Origin of the sequence: Pseudoalteromonas sp. TB25, from assembly GCF_000497995.1 — a bacterium.
Lineage (GTDB): Bacteria > Pseudomonadota > Gammaproteobacteria > Enterobacterales > Alteromonadaceae > Pseudoalteromonas > Pseudoalteromonas distincta.
The window spans coordinates 23208-42007 of the sequence record NZ_AUTI01000231.1; the positions used below are offsets into that span (position 1 = coordinate 23208).

Below are 18800 nucleotides of genomic sequence, written 5' to 3' on the forward strand. Positions count from 1 at the left end.
TGTTTGGCATTTATGCTGCGTTATCGCCTAATTATGGGGAATAACCACACTACATAGGCTCTGCCTTGCCTAAAAACCAAACATACTACTGCAAATTCAACCACCAACGTTCAACACGCCCTAACTAAAACAATATAGCCAAACTTTTACTTGAGCCTGTTGGCTTGCTCTACTAAAATAGCGCCCTTCAAAATTACTAAGGTCGGCCGTGTTAGTTAACTACAATCCCCCTATGAATCCGTATTTAACGATACTATTTCAGGATGACGACTTACTGATAGTTAATAAACCAAGTGAGTTATTAACTGTCCCAGGTAAAGATCCTAAACATGCCGACAGCTTAATTAATCGTGTTAATCGTGTTTTTCCAACAGCAAGAATAGTGCACCGCTTAGATATGGCGACTTCTGGCATACTGTGCCTTGCCATGAATAAAGCAGCGCACAGACATTTAAGTATGCAGTTTCAAGAGCGCGAAACAGCGAAACGTTACATAGCACGTATATACGGACACCTTGAAGCTGAAACAGGATCAGTAGATTTACCCCTTATTTGTGACTGGCCTAATCGCCCTAAACAAATGGTTGATCACGACAGAGGTAAACCTTCGCTTACGCATTTTAAAATACTTGAGCGTGAAGAAAATGCAACCCGTGTAGAACTAACCCCCATCACTGGTCGCTCGCATCAGTTACGTGTGCATATGTTAAGCTTGGGTCACCCTATTTTAGGTGATAGACTTTACGCCCACAAAGAGGCACTTGCTGCCGCTCCTCGCTTACAATTACATGCTCAAATGCTGAAATTAAAGCACCCTAAAACTGAGCAAGTACTTACTTTTGAAGCTGAGCCAGAATTTTAACCGGCGCAAATACTTCGTAAATTATTAAACTTTTAGATAACCTTGCCGATACCTAACTAATTGTCATTAGTTAGGTGCGTTATGCTATTTTCACGGTTTTTAAAAGCAGCTTTTTATATACAGCTCAGCTGTGCGCTACTTTTAGCTAACCCCGCCTACGCGGCTGAACATATTGCCCCACCTAGTTTATCAAGTATTAAAAATAGCGACATTGAGCGACTACTGCCAAGTGATGAAATAAAGCCAATATTAGCGGGTGAAACGGAATTTTTAAGCCTTTATAGCGAATATATGAGTAGTAACTTTAGAGGTATCGTAATACTTATACCCGATTGGCACTCTTCACCTACCAATAATTCAGGTATGAGTTACTTGCGCAAAGAGCTTAATAATTTAGGCTACAGCACCTACGCAATGACAGTACCCGACATTGATTGGCAAGCAAGTAAAATGGCCGAAGCAACGCCTAATGAAGCAGAAACAGCCCCTAGTAAAGCCGATGAGCCTGCATCACCCGACACAGCAACAAACGCACAACCGCAGCCTGCAAAAATAAAAGAAGAACCTCATTATGTTAATGCAATTGAAAAAGTAACTGACGACATACTTGATGACTATAAAATAAATCTCATTTCTCGGTTTAATGCGCTGTATCAAACCGCTATGGAAGATTCGAGTAATATAGTGGTTATTGCACAAGGTACTAGTGCGGGTGTGTTGTTGGAGTACTATGCAGATTTTCCAGATGAGAGACTAGATGCGTTTATAAGTTTAAGCAGTTACTTACCTAATACTAAGCGTAACAAAAGTTTGAGCCAAACAGCGTCACTTGTTACACCCGCCTTGCTTGATATTTACTACGATAATGACAGCACAGACATTTTAATGAGCCTTAAAAATCGTCAGCGCTGGGTTGAGCGAAATGCAAAGTTTGATTACCGCCAACGCCAATTGTTTGGCCTGCGCGATCAACCTGGTCAACACGCACGCCTAACAAAAGAAATAGACGGTTTTTTACGCCGACTTTTTTAAATACTCATAAGCGGCTTGAATATCTTGGCTCTTTTTAACAGCCAATTCCATCATATGCTTTGGTAAACCTTGCGATACTAATTTATCTGGATGATGTTGCGACATAAGTTTACGGTACGCTACTTTTATATCACGCTGCGTTGCATCGCTATTTAAGCCTAATAACGCCAATGCTTGCGCGCGGTTCATATTATTATTTGGCGGTGCATGATGGCCAGAACCCTCACGGTAGCTACTACTTTGACCTTGGCTTTGTTGCTGCTGATTAAAGCGCTGTTGTTGCTTTCTAAAGTTAAACTCAGCTTGATAACGTTTTAATACAAATGCAAAGTGTGTTTTAGAAATGCCTAGCTGTTTACTTACTTCTGCTAATAATTGCTTTTCTTGTTCGGCTAATACCCCGTCAGAAAACGCCATTTGTATTTGTATTTCTAAAAACAACTGTATTAGATCGTTTCGTTTAGCAAAGCGTTCTTTAAAATCGTGTACGGTTTCTTTAAGTGAAAAGTCGCTCTCTTTACCTGACTGAAATGCATGTTGTGCTTCGCGGCGTTCTTCGCCCTTTAAGCCCATTTCGTCCATAAATAAGTTAGCCGCTTTTATGTGTATTTCGCTCACTCGGCCATTCGATTTTGCAATGTGCCCCATAACAGCAAAGCAGCTTGAAAAGAATAAAGCTTGGCGCTCGTGAACATCGTCACCACTAAATAAGCTAGAAAAACCGCCTGCTTTATCAAAGTTATTTTTTAAGCTTTTATCAAATAAATGACCTAGGTATAAACCTAAAATAGCACCAAATATTTTGCCAAACATAAAGCCAAAACAAAAACCGAGAATTTTTCCCCACATCTATAATACTGCCTTCTTAAAAATTGAGTTGTTACGCCTCAAGGCGCGTGTTTAATTGGTTTAAACGCTCTGGTGTACCAATGTCATCCCACTGCCCTATGTAGAGCTCAGTAGAGACTAAATGTTCATTTAGCTTTTCACGTAAAATAGGCCCTAAAGGGCGAATACCTTGCGTTAATCCTTTAAAAAAATCAGCCTTATAGCGGCCAATCCCTGAAAATGTATATTTTTGACTCTCAGCCGGCAAATGGCTCAACGCAAAGTCGCCATCTGGATTGTGTGGCGGGTTTTCTATAAGCACTATGTGCGCCTCACCGGGTTGTAAATGAAGTTGCATTAGCGCACTTACATCATAGTCGGTGTATACATCGCCATTTATTACAATGAACGAGTCGCCCAACAACGGTAACGCTTCAATAATACCGCCGGCAGTTTCAAGGCCACCTTCAACTTCTTGGCTATAAAGTATATTTACGCCCAATTGACTGCCATCTTTAAAGTAGTCTTTTATTTTATCACCCTGCCACGCAAGGTTTATTACAATATCGGTAATGCCGGCTGCTTTAAGGTTATTTATATGGTGCTCAATAAGTGGTTTTTCAGCCACTTTTAACATTGGCTTTGGCATATTTTGCGTTAGCGGCATCATTCTTTGCCCGCGCCCTGCAGCTAAAATCATCGCTTTCATGAGCGCTCCTTTGCCAACTTTTCAGTCACTTTTGGCACTATGGTATTTTTTGTCCACTCACTCAATGCTTTAAGCTCTGGGTAAATTGCTGCTACTTCAATAATGTAATCAAGCGTCGGTAAAATATTATCTAAATAACCTGTTTTACCATCGCGTAAATACAATCGACAAAATATACCCGCAGCTTTTAAGTGGCGCTGTAATCCGGTTAAATCAAACCAATATTTAAACTCATCGAATGAAGTGTTAGTCAGTAAATTTTGAGCTGTAAATTCTTGATAAGCAAAATCAAGTAAACTTGTTAACTCTTGCTCTGGCAATTTAAAGTAGCAATCGCGCAGTAGCGATACTAAGTCGTAGCAAAGCGGCCCGCGTACAGCATCTTGATAATCTATAATGGCCCACTGGCCGNCTATTCATAATATTACGGCTATGGTAATCACGATGAACGGTAACCGTAGGTTGCTCAAGCATCGCCTTTATTAATAGCTCTGAACTTGCTTGCCACATTATTTTTTGTTCGGCACTGAGTGGCTCATTAATAAAGTCGCTTACTAACCACTGGCTAAATATATCAAGCTCTAGCTTTATAAAATCTTCGTTATACGCTTGCATAGCAGAAGCTGTGGGCGTTTTTGCCCACTGAGCACTTAAATTAATTAATGCTTGGTAATGCTCGGTGCGATTTGCATCATCAAGCATGTCAGCTAAGTGCGTACTGCCTAAATCACTGAGAATAAAAAAGCCCTGTTTCTCATCGCTTGCAATAATAGTGGGAAGTAAAAAACCTTGCTCAACAAACACCTGGTTTAGCGAAATGTAAGGTTCGTTATTCACTTTTTTTGGATCTGAGTCCATCACTATTAAATGTTTATTATCGTGATTTAAACGATAATAACGGCGAAAGCTAGCATCCCCCGTGATCGCGTTTAAAGTATGCGACTTGGCATTAAGGTGTGTGTTTATAAATTGTTGTAAATTCTCAAAGCGTGTCATTTTATTAGATATCTATTTTTATAGGTCAATTACTGTAATTGCCATTATTTTCCTTTATTATGTGTATATTATATTAAACACAAAGTATTAAGGTCGATAAATGAGCAAAACCTGGGGCATATTGATGCTAAGCGTAGTTAGCGCACCATCGCTTGCCGAAACTGAACTGGCACACAACCTTTGTGGCATTTCAATGCAAACCAGAGCTTGGCAACCACTAGAAGGCCTTAACCTTGGTGAAGTTGATATCCAAGCTGATGATGTTGAGCTACTTGGCACTCAAAGCGCTGAATTTACCGGCAATGTTGATATTAACACCCTTAAGATGAGTTTGTCCGCACAAACTGCGTTGATAGACAAACAGCGTGGTTTATTAAATGCAACGGGGCCAATTACTTATCAAGACTACGTAAGTAAAGTAAACAGCACCGGATTAAATGCCGATTTAAATAATTCAGAAGTCAGTTTGTTAGGCGCCGACTACAGCCTAACCGAACAACAAGGTAAAGGCGGCGCTGAAAAGCTCACTGTTAATCAGTCTGGCCTATTACTCATGAATGCAAGCTTTACTACTTGCCCAAGTGACACCCCAGCATGGGAAATTGAAGCTGACGAAATAAACCTTTCACGCGAAGAAGGCTGGGGCGAAACATATAACGCCGTATTGCGTATTTTAGATACACCGGTTTTATATTTACCTTATTTTACATTCCCGCTGGATGAGCGTCGTAAATCGGGCTTACTTACCCCGACCATTTCAAGCTCTGACAAATACGGCCTTGAAACAATTACGCCGTATTATTTAAATATTGCACCTAATTTTGATGCCACTATTACCCCTCGTTATATGTCTAACAAAGGGCTGCAATTACAAACAGAATTTAGATACCTAACAGAGCAACACGAAGGCTTAGTAGGGATTGAATACTTAGATAGTGATGATTCTGAGCCTGATTTAAATGAACGCTACATGTTTCATTGGCAACAGCAAAGCTACCTAGGTGAAAACTGGCGCGCAAACGTTGATATAACCAATGTGAGTGATGATAACTACATCACCGACTTAACTTCAAACTACGCAAGTAAAACCGATACTCAATTGTATCGTACTGGCTCACTTACCCATTTAGGTGATACATGGCGCACCGATATAAAAGTGCAAAACTTTGAAGTACTCGGCGATCACTTAGAGTCATACACTGCAATACCACAAGTTAATTTTACGCAAACAACGCCTTGGCGTTTTGATAATTTTGACTTTAGTGTGTCGGGCGAGATTAGCCATTTTACTAATGATTCATCAGAAGTGGCCATAGACAGCGCAACTCGTGTACACGTAGAGCCAAAAGCACGCTACAACTACGCTACGCATGCGTGGTCATTTTTATCTGAAGTGAGCTTATTACAAACAAATTATAAGCAAAGCGGAAACTTAACCGGCACGCAATACAGCGATACCGTATCGCGTACTATCCCAAAAGTACGTTTGTACTCTCAACTTAACTTTGAGCGTGAAGCATCTTACTTTTTCGAAGATGGTATACAAACACTAGAGCCGCAAATTCAGTATTTATATACACCTAATAAAGATCAGTCAGACATTGGCTTGTTTGATACAACCAAACTGCAAGATGATTATTATGGTTTATTTAGAGACGTGCGCTTTTCGGGTGTTGACCGTATAGCAGCTGCTAATCAGTTTACTTTAGGTGCTACAACGCGCTTATTTGATAAAAAACAAGAAGAAGTGTTTAACTTTAGTGCGGGCCAAATATTTTATTTAAGTGACGATGCCAAGCCAACAGAGCAAGGCTTAAACTCAGACACTAATTATAATGCACTATTTGCAGCTCAAACCATGTTACATTGGCACCGCCGTTGGTACCTCGCTGGAGGTATTCAATATGATACAGATGGCAAGCAAATGGTACAGTCAAATGTAACGCTTGATTATAAAGGTGATAATAATCAGCTAGTACAATTGAACCATCGCTATGCAAATGATGTCTCAGGAAATACAATCGAGCAAGCAGGTGTATTTACAAGTATTCCTATTAGCGACGAATGGCAATTTATTGCGAGCTATCATCGAGATCTTGAAAACAACAGAAGTATCGAAGTATTGAGCGGATTACAGTATGAATCATGCTGTTGGGCTATCCAAATTACTGGCCATCGCCAAATTGAAACTGATTTAAATCAGTCAATAGGACAAGAACAAGCAACTTTTGATTCAGGTATTAGTTTGAATTTTGTATTAAAAGGACTTGGCAGTAAAAGCCGTTATGATGCACAAAAATTATTACAACAAGGTATTTTTGGCTATCGTAGACCGTATTTTCTTAGTAACTAGAGTACTATCAGCAAGAGTAGTAAAAAGAATATGAATTTAAAAAAATTATTAACATCAGCAGTTTTAAGTGCCAGCCTTTGTCAAAGTGTAATGGCTGCACCAGTAGAAATAGATAAAGTTATTGGCGTTGTAAACCAAGGCGTAATTTTAAAAAGCGAAGTAGACACCATAATTGATCGTGTTAAAAAGCAAGCACAAGAACAAGGCCAGCAATTACCAAAAGATGAAACACTTCGTGTACAAGCTGTAGAGCGTTTAGTTAATCAAGCGCTTATGATTCAAATGGCTGAGCGTATGGGGTTACAAATCTCAGACAGCCAACTCGATCAAACTCTCGCTAACATGGCAAAAGAGCAAGGCGGAACAATCGCCGACTTACGCCGCACTATTGAAGGTTCGGGCGAAAGCTTTCAAGCTTACCGTGAAGAAATTCGTAAAGAAATCACAACGCAGCAAGTAACACGTGCAAGCGTTGATCGTCGTATTTATATTAGCGAACAAGAAGTTGATAACCTTTTAAAAATTATGGAAACCCAAGGTCAAAGTGCTGAAGAGTACGACATTGGTCATATTTTAATAGATATCCCTAACGATGCAACAGCTGACGAAATTGCTGATGCAAAAACACGTGCAGATAAGGTTATTGAGCTATTAAACGATGGCCAAGAGTTTAAGCGTATTGCTATTTCATCATCAAGCGGCTCTAAAGCACTTGAAGGTGGACAACTTGGTTACATGGGCATTAACGAAATGCCATCGCTTTTTGCTGAAGCAGTAAAAGGGCAAAAGAAAGGCGCTATTGTTGGCCCACTTCGCTCTGGTGCTGGTTTTCATATCATAAAAGTACAAGACGTTCGTGGTCTACAAGTTGTAGAAACAACTGAAGTACGTTCACGCCATATACTTATTAAACCTTCAATTATTTTAAGTGAAGAAAAAGCACGCTCAATGCTTGCAGGCTTTGCAAAAGACTTACGCGCAGGAACAGCCGACTTTGGTGAACTTGCTAAAGAGTACTCAGAAGATCCTGGCTCTGCACTTAAAGGTGGCGAGTACGATTGGACAGATCCAACTACCTACGTACCTGCGTTTAAAGATACATTACTTTCTCTTAAAGAAAATGAAATAAGCGAACCGTTTAGAACACAATTTGGTTGGCATATTGTGCAGTTACTTGGCAAACGTGTAGCTGATAAAACTGAACTAGCTAAACGTAACCGTGCTCACGGTATGTTGTTTAACCGTAAATTTAAGGAAGAAAGTTTTAACTGGCAGCAAGAAATGCGCGAGCAAGCTCACGTTGAAATTTTCCCTATAGACCAATAAATATGACTCTAAGAATTGCTATTACACCGGGAGAACCAGCCGGTATTGGCCCAGATTTGCTACTCACGCTTGCTCAGCAAGCGTGGGACGCTCAACTTATAGCGATTGCTGATGGCAAGCTATTAAAAGAGCGTGCAAAGCATTTAGGCTTAACAATAAACTTAATTGAATTTGATGATAATGCCCCCGCCATAGCAGCACCTGCGGGCAGTTTGTATATTCATCAGGTTGATTTAGGTGCGGATGTAGAGCTTGGCGTACTAAACGACGGTAACGGCCAATACGTGTTAGATACCTTGCGTATAGCAAGTGAAAAAAACATGGATGGCACGTTCGATGCGGTTGTTACGGGCCCTGTTCACAAAGGCATTATTAACAAAGCGGGCATTTCATTTAGCGGACACACTGAGTATTTTGCGCAGCAATCAAATACTGCAGATGTAGTTATGATGCTTGCAACTGAAGGTTTACGTGTTGCACTTGTAACCACGCATATTCCACTTGCGTATGTATCGCGTGCCATTACTCCTGAGCGCTTAACTAAAGTAGCGGGTATTTTAAATCACGACCTACAAACTAAGTTTGGGATAGAAAAACCACGTATTTTAGTGTGTGGCTTAAACCCACATGCAGGTGAAGATGGCCATTTAGGTCGTGAAGAAATAGAAACAATCACCCCAACGCTTGAAATACTTAGAAGCGAAGGGATGAATTTAATTGGCCCACTACCGGCCGATACTTTATTTCAACATAAATACCTATCTGAAGCAGATGCAGTACTTGCTATGTATCACGATCAGGGATTACCTGTGCTAAAATACAAAGGATTTGGTAAATCGGTAAATATTACCCTTGGCTTACCATTTATCCGCACCTCAGTTGACCACGGTACTGCACTCGATTTAGCAGGTACTGGTACAGCTGACGTTGGCAGTTTTGAATTAGCGATCCGCGAAGCAATTAAGCTCGCCCAAGAAAAAGCACAAAATCAATGACCGATAAAGTACATTTAGGACACCGCGCTCGTAAGCGTTTTGGGCAAAACTTTTTATTTGATGAATCTATCATCGATAAAATAGTCTCTGCGATTGATCCTAAACCAGAAGACAACTTAGTAGAAATTGGCCCCGGCCTTGGCGCAATTACTGAGCCAGTAGCCGACTTAAGCGGCCATTTAACGGTTGTTGAATTAGATAAAGATTTAGCACAACGATTAATTGAACATCCATTTTTGGGTCCTAAATTAACCGTTAACCAAGGCGATGCAATGACGTTTGACTTTGCAAGCTTGGTTCGCGATGACAAAAAATTAAAAGTGTTTGGTAACTTACCTTACAATATTTCGACACCGTTATTGTTTCACCTTTTTGAATTTTCAGATCATATTGAGCACATGCACTTTATGCTTCAAAAAGAAGTAGTAAAACGCATGGTAGCAGGCCCAGGTAGTAAAACATTTGGCCGCTTAAGCGTAATGACTCAATACTACTGTAATGCAATGCCGGTTGTTGAAGTACCACCTGAGTGCTTTAAACCAGCGCCAAAAGTTGACTCTGCTGTTATTCGTTTAATACCTAAAAAGCCAGAGCAACGTACAGCAAAAAGCGTTAAAATTTTAAACACCGTGTGTTTAGAAGCATTTAACCAGCGCCGCAAAACGCTACGTAACAGTTTAGGTAACTTACTTACCGCAGAAGAACTAACTAGCATTGGCATTGATATAACGCTGCGTGCTGAGCGCTTATCTTTACAACAATTTATTGATATAGCTAACTGGATTTATGACAACAAGCAGTAACATTGGATCGCCTGTAAAGGTATCTGTAGAAACATTTTACGTAGAAGGCCAATCTCAACCTGAGCTTGAAAAATACGTATTTGCTTACTCGGTAACAATTAAAAACCATAGTTTATGCAGTGCAAAATTACTGAGCCGCTATTGGTTAATTACCGATGCAAATGGCAAACAAGTAGAAGTTGAAGGCGAAGGCGTTGTTGGCGAAATGCCAGATATTGGCCCAGGCGAAAGCTATAAATACACCAGCGGTGCAATTTTAGATACACCTGTAGGCACTATGCAAGGCCATTACACGTTACGCAACGAGTTTGGCTCTGAGTTTCAGGCGCCTATTAATGTGTTTCGTTTGGCTTGCCCTAACATTTTGCATTAAGCACTTAGATGGCAGATTATGCGATAGGTGATTTACAAGGGTGTTTTAGTGAATTTAACACCCTTTTACAACGGGTTGATTTTAAGCCAAGTAAAGATCACCTATATTTAGTTGGCGACATAGTTGCTCGCGGGCCTGACTCCCTAGCCTGCTTAGACTATATTTACCAACATCAAAATAGCATGACCATCACTTTAGGCAATCACGACCTTCACATGGTTGCCTGCTACTTTCTTAACAAACCTATCAATCCAAAAGATAAATTAAACTCAATATTTGAAAGCCCTAAATTGGCTAACTACATCGCTTTTTTACAAACCCAGCCATTGGCTTTAGAGCTTATAAAACATAACTGCTTTATATCTCATGCGGGGTTAAATCCCGATTGGTCTGTTGAAGATGCGCTAAAACAAGCTCAATTTGCACAAAGCTGTTATCAATCAAGTAACGCAAAAGCGTTTTTTGAACACATGTATCAGCCTCACCCCGCTAAGTGGTCGAATACCCTTGATGACTTTGCAAAGTTTAGATACATAGTTAATTACTTTACCCGCATGCGTTTTTTAACAAGTGATAACAAACTCGAGCTTAATGCAAAGGGTGGAATAACCGACAGCGAAACTCTCACTCCTTGGTTTAACCACCCCAATATAGCTAAATCTAAACACGATATTATTTTTGGTCACTGGGCCGCACTTGAAGGTAGAACAGGTAATTCACGGGTTCACGCCCTAGATACAGGCTGCGTATGGGGTAACACCATGAGCCTAATGGAGCTGAGTACTAAAAAAGTAATTGTAGAAAATTCCCACCTTTCGTCTAAATAAACTGAAAAAAAACAATACATCTGTTAGATTTATCAATTAATAGTTAAAATTAATTAAAGTAATTGATTTTAATTACTTAACTTATTGGTACAAACGCCGATAAGTCTTAATTGAAGTACTTTTTGAGTGGAAATCTTATGAACCTGACAGTAAGCCAGCGTATTTGGGGTGGTTTTATATTTATCACACTATTATTATTAATAATTGGTGGTAATTCCTTAATAAAAATTGCAAATATTGACCGTTCCACTCAAAAAGTGAACCAACTATCACTCCCAGCATTAAATAAAAGCTCTGAGCTACAAGCCGAATTTATTTTAATGAGTAAAGCCGCACAAGCGAGCTTTTACACTACATCAGCCAATGAGCTTGCACCAATAAAAGCACAAGTCCTTGAGCAAAAACAGCAATTCAACACGCTGCACCGTGAGCTTCAAGACGTAGTAAAAAACGATACGGCACTAAATCAAAGCAGCCAAAACGTAGAAAAAACCTATTTAAGTTTTTTAAGTACTGTTGAAAATTTATTAGAAGACAAAAGCAAACAACTTGCGCTTAATAAATCTCTAAATGCACAACTCGAAAACATTGAGCTTTCAGCTGAAGATGCCAATTCAGTCGTACTTGATATTATTGATATAGATGGGTTTGAGCAAAACTATCCACGTGCTTATCAAGCTGCAAATAATTTAGAAAACAACTTTATGTCGGTAGTTAGTAACAGCACCGACATGCTGACTGTTAAAACGCTTAATACACTCGACATCGTTAAAAACGAGCAAACGTATTACTTAGAAGAAGTAATACGTACCGTTGCGTTAATTCAGCCCGCTATAGAGCAAACGCACAGCGATTTATACACAAGCTTAAAAGAATATGTTGATACCCTAGACAGTAATATAAAAGGTAGTAATGGTTTAGCTGCAAACAAAAAGCGTTTAATTGATTCGATTACGCTTACGCAATCAGAGCTTGCCCAGTCAGAACAAGCAACCCAAATGGCACTTAACCAAATTGATGAGCTTGTTAAACAAGCAAGTGACGTTGCGTTCAAATTACAGCAAGGTGTACGTAGCGACGTAGATTCAGCTAATTTGTGGACCTGGGTTGGTATGATTATAGCCACTCTATTAGCTATCGCGATTGCTATTATTACCGTTAGCCGTATTACCAAGCCTCTTGCTGAAGTTAACCGTATTTTAGATATTGTTGCCAGTGGCGACATGACACAACGATTAGACGACAGCGCTAAAGACGAATTTGGCGAACTATCTAAAAGCTGTAACACGCTAATTGACAGCCTACGCAGCCTAATTAAAGGTATTATTTCGCGTTCCACTCAACTTGCAGCAGCATCAGAGCAAACATCGGCCATTACCTCAGAATCAAGCCAAGCAATTCGTAACCAGCAAGCACAAGTTGAACAAGCCGCAACCGCAACAACCGAAATGAGCAGTACATCGCAAACGGTTAGCAACAGCGCTCAACAAGCACTTAGCGAAATTAAAAACGCTGACAAAGAAGCTGAACGCGTTAAAGGTATTTCAAATAACAACAAAGCCACAATTGAGCAATTAGCACGTGAAGTAGATGACGCCTCACAAGTAATTAATAAACTGCATCAAGATAGCGCCTCAATCGGCAGCATTTTAGATGTAATACGAGGAATAGCGGATCAAACTAACCTACTTGCACTAAATGCCGCAATTGAAGCTGCACGCGCTGGTGAATATGGCCGAGGCTTTGCTGTTGTAGCAGATGAAGTACGCTCTCTAGCGAGTAAAACTCAAGAGTCGACCCAAGAGATACAATCAATGATTGAATCACTACAAACAGGTGCAGAAGCTGCAGTAACGGCAATGAGTAAAGGTAAACAACGTGCGGTATCGTGTGTTGAGCAAACCGACCTAGCAAGTAGCGCACTTGATTCAATTACATTTGCGGTTTCGCAGGCTCACGATGTAAGTGAAGAAATTTCGACTGCAGCACTTGAGCAACAACAAGTAGCACAAGAAATTAGCGAACGCCTTGAGTCGATTGTAGCCATAGCAGAGCAAACAGCCGAAGGCGCAAACCAAACTAATATTTCAAGTTCAGAAGTAGCAAAACTTGCTGAAGAGCTTCGCTTGTCGGTAGACGAATTTAAAGTTTAAGTTTACTAAAACGATTAAAAAACCCCGATGGTACACAGTACCATCGGGGTTTTTGTTTATAAGACCTTTAGAAATGAGATGTAAAACCTCACCTACAGAACAATTCTACCACCGAGAGCACAGAGGCGCTTCGCGCTACACTGAGAAGTTATTAGATCTTCTCCTTCACTTCTCGGTGGTGATAATAATGTCTGAATTACTTTATGAGTATTTAGCCCAAAACATTTTTACCACCGAGGACACAGAGGCGCTTCGCGCTACACTGAGAAGTTATTAGATCTTCTCTTTCACTTCTCCTTGTCTTCTCTGTGGTGATAATAATGTCTTAATCATGCTCTATAAGCGAGGTATAAAACCTCACTTACAACTTATATACATCAATTACTAACTACTAATATATCGCTTTTTTCTTCCTTACTTAGGCGTTTATTGCTAACCTCGCGTTAACGTTTTTACTTAAACAAATTTTTGCTAACGGAATAATTATGCTCAAAAAAATATCACTGTTTATCGGGATGGCAATCAGTGCAAATGCTGTTGCTAAAGGTGGCGTATCACCCTACTTACCTTTAAATCAAGCCCCAGAACTTGAGCACTTAGTACAACAACTTTTAGCTGTAAGTAAAAACACACACATTATGAGTAAACCTTATAAATCTCACGATATTTATCGAATATTACAAACCATAAGGTATGACTACCCTGAGCTTTATCACATACTTACTTATCAAATTAATCCTTATATACAATCAAGCGCAACCACTCTTGCTAAAGTAACTTTATCAGCAGGCACGAATGAAAGGAACATACCAAATCAACGCGGCCAAACAACAAAAACAAACCTAATAGTTGAAGGTGGTGCTTATTCTAATTTTGGTGATTACTTCGGTATGAGTGCAGTGGGTATAGCCAACGAGGATGAAATATTACTAACGCAAAGTATCATGTACTTAGGCTTCAAATATGCACAACTTGATATCGGTTATAGAGAGCATTGGTATTCACCTTTTAACAACAGCGCAATGTTACTCAGCACACAAGCCGAAACAACTCCATCTATATCCATAAGTAATGTAGCCCCCATAACTAGCTTTAATATTCGATACGATATGTTTATTACTCAACTCTCTGAGCAAAGAGGTATCTTAAAAAACAAAAGAGTCGAAAACGCAGAAGATCGAGAATATGAACCCGGAAAACCTTACTTATTCGGCCTGCATACTAGCTTAGCAATAACTGACAATCTGACTGTCAGTTTAAGCCGTCTCATGCAGTTCGGTGGGGGACCAAGAGATGTATCATTAAAAGATTTTGCTGAAGGTTTTTTTAGCCCCGGAAGCAAAGATAATGTTGGCGAAGATGACACAAACGACGTTAACTTTGAGTTAGGTGATCAACTAGGTGCTATTGCTTTTGAGTATTCGAACGCACTCTATAATACTCCTTATGAACTATATGCAGAAATAGCATTAGAAGATACCCTTGGAGGGGATCGTAATAATGCATATAGCTTTGGTTTATTTCTTCCATTTATCAGCGACAAACACAGCTTACGCATCGAACACAGTAACTGGCAAGAGCTTTGGTATGCCAATGGTATATATCTAGATGGAAATAGAAATAACGGCAATGTAATTGGCCACTGGGCTGGTGATGAGCATATCTACGACGACTATGTTGCTGCTAAGGCCGTTAGCTTAAATTGGAACTGGCAATTGAATCGAAAAGAGAGCCTGCAAACTACATTCAGCAGTTTAAAAAACAAAAGTGATGTTTATACGACCAGCTATGAGTTACAAATAACTTATAATAGAAAGCTTTCTAGAGCAGCTTGGGGAGTTAAAAGCTGGGGTGTAGATTTTTATGGCGGTAAGGATGTATACGGTGACTCATTTGCTAAATTAGGTGTCTTTGCTAATTTTTAACACCTTGTAGGTGCGAATTTATTTCGCGCTAATGTAATTTAACTTTACCAAAGCGAGGTATAACACCTCACCTACAATATACCTCTGTAGGTGCGAATTTACTTCGCGCTCAGCTAACCTAACTTTATTATAAGCCAATAAAAAACACTGTCTCAAATGAAAACAGTGTTTTTAAATGACTTACAAATTGTAACCTTTATTTATAAAAGTCTTTATACCACTTGATAAGCTCACTTACGCCTTGCTTAACACCAACTTGCGCTTTATAGCCTGTTGCATTAAATAAATCCGTAGTATCAGCATAAGTTTTATAAACATCGCCGGCTTGCATTTCACGGAAGTTCTTTTTAGCTTCAGTACCTAATTCAGCCTCAATGGCTTCTATAAACTTCATTAGGTTTATTGGGCTACCGTGGCCAATATTATAAACCGCATACGGCGCAGAGCTAGAAGCTGGCGAACCAGATTCAACCCTCCAGTCAGGGTTTGCAACAGGTATAACATCGGCGGCACGAACAACGCCTTCTACTATGTCATCTATGTAAGTAAAGTCACGCCACATATCGCCATTGTTGTTTATATCAATAGTGTCGCCGGCAAGTATTTTTTTAGTAAAAATATATGGTGCCATATCTGGACGACCCCAAGGGCCATAAACGGTAAAAAAGCGTAAGCCTGTTGTAGGTAAGCTATATAAATGAGAATAGCTATGCGCCATTAGCTCATTCGCTTTTTTAGTAGCAGCATAAAACGACACTGGGTGATCAACACTGTCGGTTGTTTCAAACGGTGTTTTTTCGTTTAAGCCATATACAGAGCTAGATGAAGCATAAACCAAGTGCTTAACTTTATTATTACGACACCCTTCAAGTACATTTAAATGCCCTACTAAATTAGAATCAGCATAAGCATCAGGGTTTTCTATTGAATACCTAACACCGGCTTGCGCCGCTAAATGTATTACTTTATCAAACTGCTGTGTTTTAAATAACTCGCTCATTGCTGGGCGTTCACTTATATCAAGCTTAATAAATGTAAACGCTTCATGGCTTTCAAACTGCGCTAAACGAGCTAGTTTTAAATTTACATCGTAATAGTTGTTAAGGTTATCAATACCGACTACTACATGGCCAGCCGCTAACAATTTTTGACATGTTGCCGCGCCAATAAAACCAGCAGCACCCGTTACTAAATATTTCATAATTTCCTAATCTTTAAGCTGATAAAGTTGAAAATTGAAAATTGAAAATTGAAAATTGAAAATTGAAAATTGAAAATTGAAAATTGAAGATTGAAGACTAAAAGCCTAATCCCAAGTTTCAATAGTTTCATTAAAGCAGATATCATTTTTAATAACTGCCTAGACTCTTTTATCCAAGTCCGTACTTTTAACTTTTAAAGCTATGCTTATTTGCTAACGCGCCAGCAAGCAAAGCGCCTACAACAATAACATCGCAAATATACTGCTGAGTCGTAGGCGTGAAGCTTGCTCACGCAAAAAAAACACTAATTAAAACTATAAGCCTTTCACCTAACTGCTATTCTTTTAATTAATCGCTACCAAATAAATCGCGTGTATAAACTTTGTCTGCAATATCACTGAGCTCTTCAACCATACGGTTAGATACAACAACGTCAGATATTTGCTTAAATTCATTTAAGTCTTTAATTACGCGAGAGTGATAAAACTCATTTTCTTCAAGTACTGGTTCGTAAACTACTACCTCAATACCTTTAGCTTTAATGCGCTTCATAATACCTTGTATAGCAGAAGCTCTGAAGTTATCAGACCCTGTTTTCATTACTAAACGATATACACCAACCACTTTAGGGCTACGCTTAATTATTGAGTCCGCAATAAAGTCTTTACGTGTCGTATTAGCATCAACAATCGCACCAATAATGTTGTTTGGTACATTTGCATAATTTGCACGTAATTGCTTAGTATCTTTTGGTAAGCAGTAACCGCCATATCCAAACGATGGATTATTGTAATGATCACCAATACGTGGGTCTAAACTAACACCCTGTATAATTTGCTTAGAGTTTAAGCCATGTGCTTCAGCGTAGCTATCAAGCTCATTAAAGTAAGCTACACGCATTGCTAAATAAGTGTTTGAGAACAACTTAATAGCTTCGGCTTCAGTTGAGTCAGTAAAAAGTACTTCAATATCTTCTTTGATAGCGCCTTGCTTAAGTAAGTTAGCAAATACACTTGCACGCTCACTTTGCTCACCAACAACAATACGTGATGGGTATAGGTTATCGTGTAGCGCTTTACCTTCACGTAAAAACTCCGGTGAAAATATTAAATTACTAATACCCAACGTCTCTTTAATATTTTGCGTAAAGCCAACCGGTATAGTCGACTTAATCACCATAACTGCATTTGGGTTATGCGCTATCGCATCTTTAATTACAGCCTCTACAGAGCTTGTATTAAAGTAGTTATTTTCAACATCGTAATCGGTTGGAGTCGCAATAATTACAAAATCAGCGTTTTTGTACGCTGCTACTTTATCAGTCGTGGCTGTAAAATTTAAATCACTGCGTGTTAAAAAATCACTAATTTCAGTATCAACAATAGGCGATTGCTTATTGTTTAAAAGCGCAATTTTGTGTTCGTCTATATCTAATGCAACCACTTCATTGTGTTGTGCTAACAACATAGCATTAGAAAGGCCTACATAGCCTGTACCTACAACGGCAATTTTCATTTTATTCCCTTAATATTTATAGTGTTAATCATTCTAATTTTACTTTATGAGCGTTCACTTAAAAACAATTTTATCACCCACAACACATAGGTACTACATCGAGAAGTTATTAGCACAATAAAAACCCACCCCATAGGTGCAAATTTACTTCGCGCTCATCTAATTTAACTTTACCAAAAGCGAGGTATAAAACCTCACCTACAAAACATTTTTACCACCGAGAGCACAGAGGCGCTTCGCGCTACACAGAGAAGTTATTTGATCTTCTCCTTCACTTCTTCTTGTCTTCTCTGTGGTGATAATAGTGTCTTAATTACTTTATGAGTATTTAGCCCAAAACAATTTTACCACCGAGGCGCTTTGCGCTACACGGAGAAGTTATTAGATCTTCTCTTTCACTTCTCCTTGTCTTCTCGGTGGTGTAATAATGTCTTAATTACTTTATGAGTATTTAGCCCAAAACAATTTTACCACCGAGAGCACAGAGGCACTTCGCGCTACACAGAGAAGTTATTAGATCTTCTCTTTCACTTCTCTGTATTCTCTGTGGTGATAATAATGTCTTAATCACTTTATGAGCATTTAGCCCAAAACAATTTTACCACCGAGGGCACCGAGGCGCTTCGCGCTACACTGAGAAGTTATTAGATCTTCTCTTTCACTTCTCTGTGTTCTCTGTGGTGATAATAATGTCTTAATTACTTACTCTATAAGCGAGGTATAAAACCTCACCTACAAAACATTTTTACCACCGAGAACACCGAGGCGCTTCGCGCTACACAGAGAAGTTATTAGATCTTCTCTTTCACTTCTCCTTGTCTTCTCGGTGGTGATAATAATGTCTTAATTACTTTATGAGCGAGGTATAAAACCTCACCTACAAAACATTTTTACCACCGAG

The 18800-nt window shown here is 39.3% G+C and carries 14 protein-coding genes and 1 pseudogene; 10 read left to right on the forward strand and 5 right to left on the reverse strand.

What is annotated here, in order from left to right:
- Positions 1-208: 208 nt before the first annotated feature.
- Both rluA and L652_RS0106975 read left to right on the forward strand, forming a co-directional pair.
- Positions 209-862 (forward strand): bifunctional tRNA pseudouridine(32) synthase/23S rRNA pseudouridine(746) synthase RluA, encoded by a 654-nt coding sequence (gene rluA / locus L652_RS0106970; protein ID WP_024596711.1) that lies wholly within the window; start codon positions 209-211, stop codon positions 860-862.
- A gap of 81 nt (positions 863-943) precedes the next feature.
- Positions 944-1894, forward strand: coding sequence for a DUF3530 family protein (locus L652_RS0106975; RefSeq protein WP_024596712.1), 951 nt, complete (start codon positions 944-946; stop codon positions 1892-1894).
- Here the strand turns inward: L652_RS0106975 and djlA are convergent.
- From djlA to L652_RS01000000123395, 3 genes and pseudogenes are all read right to left on the reverse strand, one after another.
- A complete protein-coding gene (djlA, locus tag L652_RS0106980) occupies positions 1877-2743 on the reverse strand; it encodes a co-chaperone DjlA (protein WP_024596713.1) in 867 nt (288 codons plus the stop codon). The genes L652_RS0106975 and djlA overlap by 18 nt on opposite strands.
- A gap of 31 nt (positions 2744-2774) precedes the next feature.
- Positions 2775-3431 carry an N-acetylmuramate alpha-1-phosphate uridylyltransferase MurU gene (gene murU / locus L652_RS0106985; RefSeq protein WP_024596714.1) on the reverse strand — a complete coding sequence of 219 codons (657 nt, stop codon included), beginning with the start codon at positions 3429-3431 and terminating at the stop codon, positions 2775-2777.
- Positions 3428-4427, reverse strand: a pseudogene (locus tag L652_RS01000000123395) (phosphotransferase). Before L652_RS01000000123395 ends, murU begins: the two are co-directional and overlap by 4 nt.
- Positions 4428-4527: 100 nt before the next feature.
- On the opposite strand from L652_RS01000000123395, the gene lptD reads away from it, so the two are divergent.
- From lptD to L652_RS0107030, 8 genes are all read left to right on the forward strand, one after another.
- Positions 4528-6780, forward strand: a complete 2253-nt coding sequence (gene lptD, locus L652_RS0106995; RefSeq protein WP_024596716.1) for an LPS assembly protein LptD — start codon at positions 4528-4530, stop codon at positions 6778-6780.
- A 30-nt stretch (positions 6781-6810) separates the two neighbouring features.
- Positions 6811-8106, forward strand: coding sequence for a peptidylprolyl isomerase SurA (surA, locus tag L652_RS0107000; protein ID WP_024596717.1), 1296 nt, complete (start codon positions 6811-6813; stop codon positions 8104-8106).
- 2 nt (positions 8107-8108) lie between these two features.
- Positions 8109-9101: a 4-hydroxythreonine-4-phosphate dehydrogenase PdxA gene (gene pdxA, locus L652_RS0107005; protein ID WP_024589800.1), complete on the forward strand. Its 993-nt coding sequence runs from the start codon at positions 8109-8111 to the stop codon at positions 9099-9101.
- Positions 9098-9904 (forward strand): 16S rRNA (adenine(1518)-N(6)/adenine(1519)-N(6))-dimethyltransferase RsmA, encoded by an 807-nt coding sequence (rsmA, locus tag L652_RS0107010; protein WP_002960838.1) that lies wholly within the window; start codon positions 9098-9100, stop codon positions 9902-9904. The genes pdxA and rsmA overlap by 4 nt, the downstream gene beginning before the upstream one ends.
- Entirely contained in the window at positions 9888-10277 is a 390-nt protein-coding gene (apaG, locus tag L652_RS0107015; RefSeq protein WP_002960839.1) for a Co2+/Mg2+ efflux protein ApaG, read from the forward strand. The genes rsmA and apaG overlap by 17 nt, the downstream gene beginning before the upstream one ends.
- Before the next feature lie 8 nt (positions 10278-10285).
- Positions 10286-11104, forward strand: a complete 819-nt coding sequence (locus tag L652_RS0107020) for a symmetrical bis(5'-nucleosyl)-tetraphosphatase (RefSeq protein ID WP_024596718.1) — start codon at positions 10286-10288, stop codon at positions 11102-11104.
- Between the two features lie 137 nt (positions 11105-11241).
- Positions 11242-13257: a methyl-accepting chemotaxis protein gene (locus L652_RS0107025; RefSeq protein ID WP_024596719.1), complete on the forward strand. Its 2016-nt coding sequence runs from the start codon at positions 11242-11244 to the stop codon at positions 13255-13257.
- Positions 13258-13742: 485 nt separating this feature from the next.
- Entirely contained in the window at positions 13743-15182 is a 1440-nt protein-coding gene (locus tag L652_RS0107030) for a capsule assembly Wzi family protein (protein WP_024596720.1), read from the forward strand.
- A gap of 196 nt (positions 15183-15378) precedes the next feature.
- Here L652_RS0107030 and L652_RS0107035 read toward each other — a convergent pair whose 3' ends face one another.
- Both L652_RS0107035 and L652_RS0107040 read right to left on the reverse strand, forming a co-directional pair.
- Positions 15379-16383 (reverse strand): NAD-dependent epimerase, encoded by a 1005-nt coding sequence (locus L652_RS0107035; RefSeq protein WP_024596721.1) that lies wholly within the window; start codon positions 16381-16383, stop codon positions 15379-15381.
- A 349-nt stretch (positions 16384-16732) separates the two neighbouring features.
- Positions 16733-17899 (reverse strand): nucleotide sugar dehydrogenase, encoded by a 1167-nt coding sequence (locus tag L652_RS0107040; protein WP_024596722.1) that lies wholly within the window; start codon positions 17897-17899, stop codon positions 16733-16735.
- Between the last annotated feature and the right edge of the window lie 901 nt (positions 17900-18800).